This is a genomic window from Kitasatospora sp. MBT63, assembly GCF_000710465.2.
Lineage (GTDB): Bacteria > Actinomycetota > Actinomycetes > Streptomycetales > Streptomycetaceae > Kitasatospora.
The window spans coordinates 1-3,745 of record NZ_JAIZ01000157.1; the positions used below are offsets into that span (position 1 = coordinate 1).

General features: G+C 71.7%; 4 protein-coding genes and 1 pseudogene. 1 reads left to right on the forward strand and 4 read right to left on the reverse strand.

Annotated features, from left to right (window positions below):
- A partial coding sequence (locus tag AA75_RS10660) for an SDR family NAD(P)-dependent oxidoreductase (protein ID WP_033819647.1) occupies positions 1-366 on the reverse strand: 366 nt, incomplete at its 3' end.
- A 148-nt stretch (positions 367-514) separates the two neighbouring features.
- Here AA75_RS10660 and AA75_RS10665 point away from each other — a divergent pair.
- Positions 515-1,536, forward strand: a pseudogene (locus tag AA75_RS10665) (DUF6766 family protein).
- Positions 1,537-1,721: 185 nt separating this feature from the next.
- Here the strand turns inward: AA75_RS10665 and AA75_RS10670 are convergent.
- From AA75_RS10670 to AA75_RS10680, 3 genes are all read right to left on the reverse strand, one after another.
- On the reverse strand, positions 1,722-2,618 hold the full coding sequence (locus AA75_RS10670) for an SDR family oxidoreductase (protein ID WP_033819648.1): 897 nt from the start codon (positions 2,616-2,618) through the stop codon (positions 1,722-1,724).
- Positions 2,615-2,812: a hypothetical protein gene (locus AA75_RS10675; RefSeq protein WP_033819649.1), complete on the reverse strand. Its 198-nt coding sequence runs from the start codon at positions 2,810-2,812 to the stop codon at positions 2,615-2,617. Before AA75_RS10675 ends, AA75_RS10670 begins: the two co-directional genes overlap by 4 nt.
- 17 nt (positions 2,813-2,829) lie before the next feature.
- On the reverse strand, positions 2,830-3,745 hold a 916-nt coding region (locus AA75_RS10680; protein WP_033819650.1), incomplete at its 5' end, for a cytochrome P450.

Below are 3,745 nucleotides of genomic sequence, written 5' to 3' on the forward strand. Positions count from 1 at the left end.
GGTGGAGGTGATGTTGACGTCGATGATCTCGATCTCGTCGCCGAGGTCGATGTCGATGAACGCGCCGCCGCGGCCCAGCCCGGCGTTGAGCGCGGCCGCCGCGAGGGGGCGCCCGTCCGCCTTCACGGCGGCGTACACCGTCTCCACCCCGGCGAAGGACCGAAGATCAGCCTGTACGGCCTGAACGTGGCCGCCTGTCGCGCCGAGCCTGTGGGCCGCACCTTCCAGCCCCGGATCCTCCGCGGTGACGAGCGGGTCGAAGCCGTTGTCCGCGAACTGCTTCGCCAGCTCGAATCCGATGCCACTGGAAGCCCCGGTGACCAGAGCGAGCGGCCTGCGCAGTGTCTGCTCGGCAGTGTCGGTCATACATCGCGCCTGCCCGGCCGCCCGCGCACCAACCGGGCCGAAGACACCCGCACGCTCCACCGAGTTGGCGTACAGCACGTGCCGCCGGCCGCGCCGAGGGCGCGGCGCTCCAGGATCCTGCCGTGACGTTGCGACCGGCTCCCCGTTCATGCCGAGTCCGCCGAGGGCCGGGGCCGATGGTGATTTCCTGGTCGAAGAGCTCGGTGGGGCGCGGATTGGTGTACGAGGGGTGGCAGACTGCCGAAGTGTCGGCCGAGGTAGTGCGCGACCTCGCGGACGACCCTGTCCTCGGCCCGCTTGCGCGCTCCTCCGTCCGGCGGACCTGCCGTCCCGCCTCGTTGATCACGCATTCCCGGACGGCTGGAAGATCACCGCCGCGGGCTGCCGGCCCGAGCTGCGAACTCAAGGGAAGCTGACGTGCACACGCTGCTCATCACCGTCGTCGTCGGCGGCCTCGCCTACTTCACCAGATCGGGGCGCTGCACCGGTGAGCCGGGCCTCGAGGTTCCTGCGGGACAACAGCCTGACGCTGGTGTTCGGCCCCGCGTTCCTGCTCACCCTCGTCGGGCAGGCCGCCTCCGGGATCGCCGAGGTGAACAACCAACTGGTCGCCGCCGACCTCCAGCCCGTCGGCGTCGCCGGCTACCTGACCGGCTCCGATTTCGCAGTCGACGTCACCGAGAACTGGCAGTCCGAGTACCTGCAGTTCTTCCTGTACATCTTCGGTACCGTGTGGCTGCTTCAGCGCGGCTCTCCGGAGTCCAAGAGCCTGGAGCGCGCCGGCACCGAGTCCGACCGGGAACAGAAGGGCGACCCGCACGCCACCCCCGACTCCCCGGCCTGGGCCCGCGCGAGCGGGGCGCGCCGCGCCGTGTACTCGCGGTCCTCGGCATCGTGATGGCGCTGTTCTTCGTCGGCTCGTGGTTCGCCCAGTCGGTCAGCGGCGTCTCGGCGTTGAACGCGGAGCGGCTGCGCGACCGTCAAGCGCCATTCACCTGGTTCGACTACGTGCTGTCCGCGGACTTCTGGAACCGCACCCTGCAGGACTGGCAGTCCGAACTGTTGGCCGTCGCCTCGATGGGGATCCTCTCGGTCTACCTGCGCCAGCGCAGGTCCCCGGAGTCCAAGCCGGTCGGCGCCACCCACACCTCCGCCGGCGTCGAAGGCTGACCGGCGGAGCGCCACGCACCTGGGGCGCGGGCCCACGTCGAGGTCCTGCTCGCTTCAGGCGGCGTCGCCGCACCTGGCCGGACGGCAGCGCGGACGAGGCCGCTACTGGGGCGGGCGGCATTCCCGACTGGTGTCCTGGGGGTCCGTCGCTCAACGTAGCTTGGTGGAGGTCTGCGGTGTTCTGCTCAGGCCAGCGGGGTGCCGCCGGTGGCGTTCATGATCTCGGCGGTGAGGTAGCTCGCTTCCTGGGAGGCGAGGAAGACGTAGGCGGGTGCCATCTCCGCGGGTTGCGCGGGTCGTCCGAGCGGTGACTGCTTGCCGAACCCGGCAACCTTGTCGGGGGCCATGGTGGCGGGGATGAGGGGCGTCCAGACCGGCCCCGGGGCAACGGCGTTGACCCGGATGCCGTCCGGGGCAAGCTGTTGGGCCAGGCCTTGGGTGAAGGTGATGATGGCGCCTTTGGTGGTCGCGTAGTCCAGGAGATGGGGGCTCGGCTTGTAGCCCTGGACGGATGCCGTGCTGATGATCGACGACCCGGGACGCAGGTGCGGCAGAGCGGCCCGGCACAGCCAGAACATCGCGTAGAGGTTGGTCTTCATCACCCGGTCGAACTGGTCGGTGCTGATGGCGGCGAGGCCTTCCGGCTGCGACATCTGGTAGGCGGCGTTGTTGACGAGGATGTCGAGGCCGCCGAGTCCGTCGACGCAGCGGGTCACCAGGTCCGCGCAGAACTGCTCCTCGCGCACGTCTCCGGCCACGGCCAGGGCGCGGCGCCCCGCGCTGCGGATTAGCCGGATCGTCTCGCCGGCGTCGTTCTCCTCCTCGGGGAGGTGGCAGAACGCCACGTCGGCGCCCTCCCGGGCGTAGGCGAGCGCGACGGCCCGGCCGATGCCGGAGTCCGCGCCGGTGATGAGGGCGATGCGGTCCTTCAGCCGGCCGGTGCCGCGGTAGGTCGCCTCGCCGTAGTCCGGTTCCGGGTCCATGGCGGGGCCGTGCCCGGGATGGGGCTGCTGTTGCTCGGGGAAGTCCGGCCTCGGGTACTGCTCGGCGGGGTTGTCGGGTGTGAACTGGTCGCGGGTCATGGCAGCGGCTCCAGGGACGGGTCCTCGCCGGGTTCTGCCGACGCTGCGTCGTTGTGCGGTGCTGCCGAAGGGGACCGGTCGGGTGGGGTGAGACCGTTCTCCTCCTCCCAGGACGGTTCGGTGGGCTCGGTCAGTGGTGTCGGGTTGTCGGCGGCCGGTGCCTTCGGCTCGCGCCGGTCGGGGTGGGAGGTCATGGTGGCGGTCCTTCGGTTCAGGCGACGGGGGCAGCGGCGTCGGGCAGGGCCGCTGGGGTGCGGACGGCCTCGATGACGAAGCCGCTGCGGGGGCGGGGGATCATCCGGTGGAGCGTGATGGTGAGGTCCTGGTCGGGGACGGTGTACTCCAGCCGCGCGAGGCGCTGTGACAGGGATTCCAGGAGGCCGACGACGACGCCTTCGCCGGGGCAGCGGTGCCCGGCGGCCACGTCGCCGCCGCCCTGCGGGATGAGCTGATCGGTGGCGTCGCGGCGGATGAGGAACCGCTCGGGGCGGAAGGCGTACGGGTCGCCCCACAGGGCCGGGTCGTGGTTGTGCCCGTACAGGTCGAGCAGCACGAGGGTGTCCGCGGCGATGGGCTCGCCCTGGTAGGTGAGGTCGGCTGCGGCCTTGCCGACGACGAACGGCGCGAAGGGGTAGAAGCGCCGGATCTCCTGGGCGAAGGCGGTGGCGTACGCCTCGTCGCCGCGCGCGAGCCGTGCACGGGTCTCGGGCCGGCGGTGCAGCGCGTGGGCGACGAAGGCGAGGAACCAGCAGACCGCGACCGTCGGGCGCAGGATGTTCAGCAGCTCGACGGCCGCCACCCGCGCGGGCAGGAGTTCGCCGTCCGCGTCCCGGTGCTGTGCCACCACCCTGGCGGCGCAGCCGGCCGGAACGTCGTGGGAGCCGTTGCGTACGGCGTCGACGAGACGGGCGAGCCGGTCCTCTTGGCGGCGGCGGGCCGAGCGGCCGCGCCAGTGGCGTGCGCCCGGCGTGGCGAAGCCGTCGACCATGGCGACCAGGTCCCGGGAGATGGGCCCGATGTCGCCCTCGGTGACGGGGACGCCGGCCCAGCGGCAGACCCCTTGGGTGAGCACCTGCGCCGCCGCGTCCAGGAGGACGACCTGTGGCTGTTCCGCCCAGGCGGGCAGG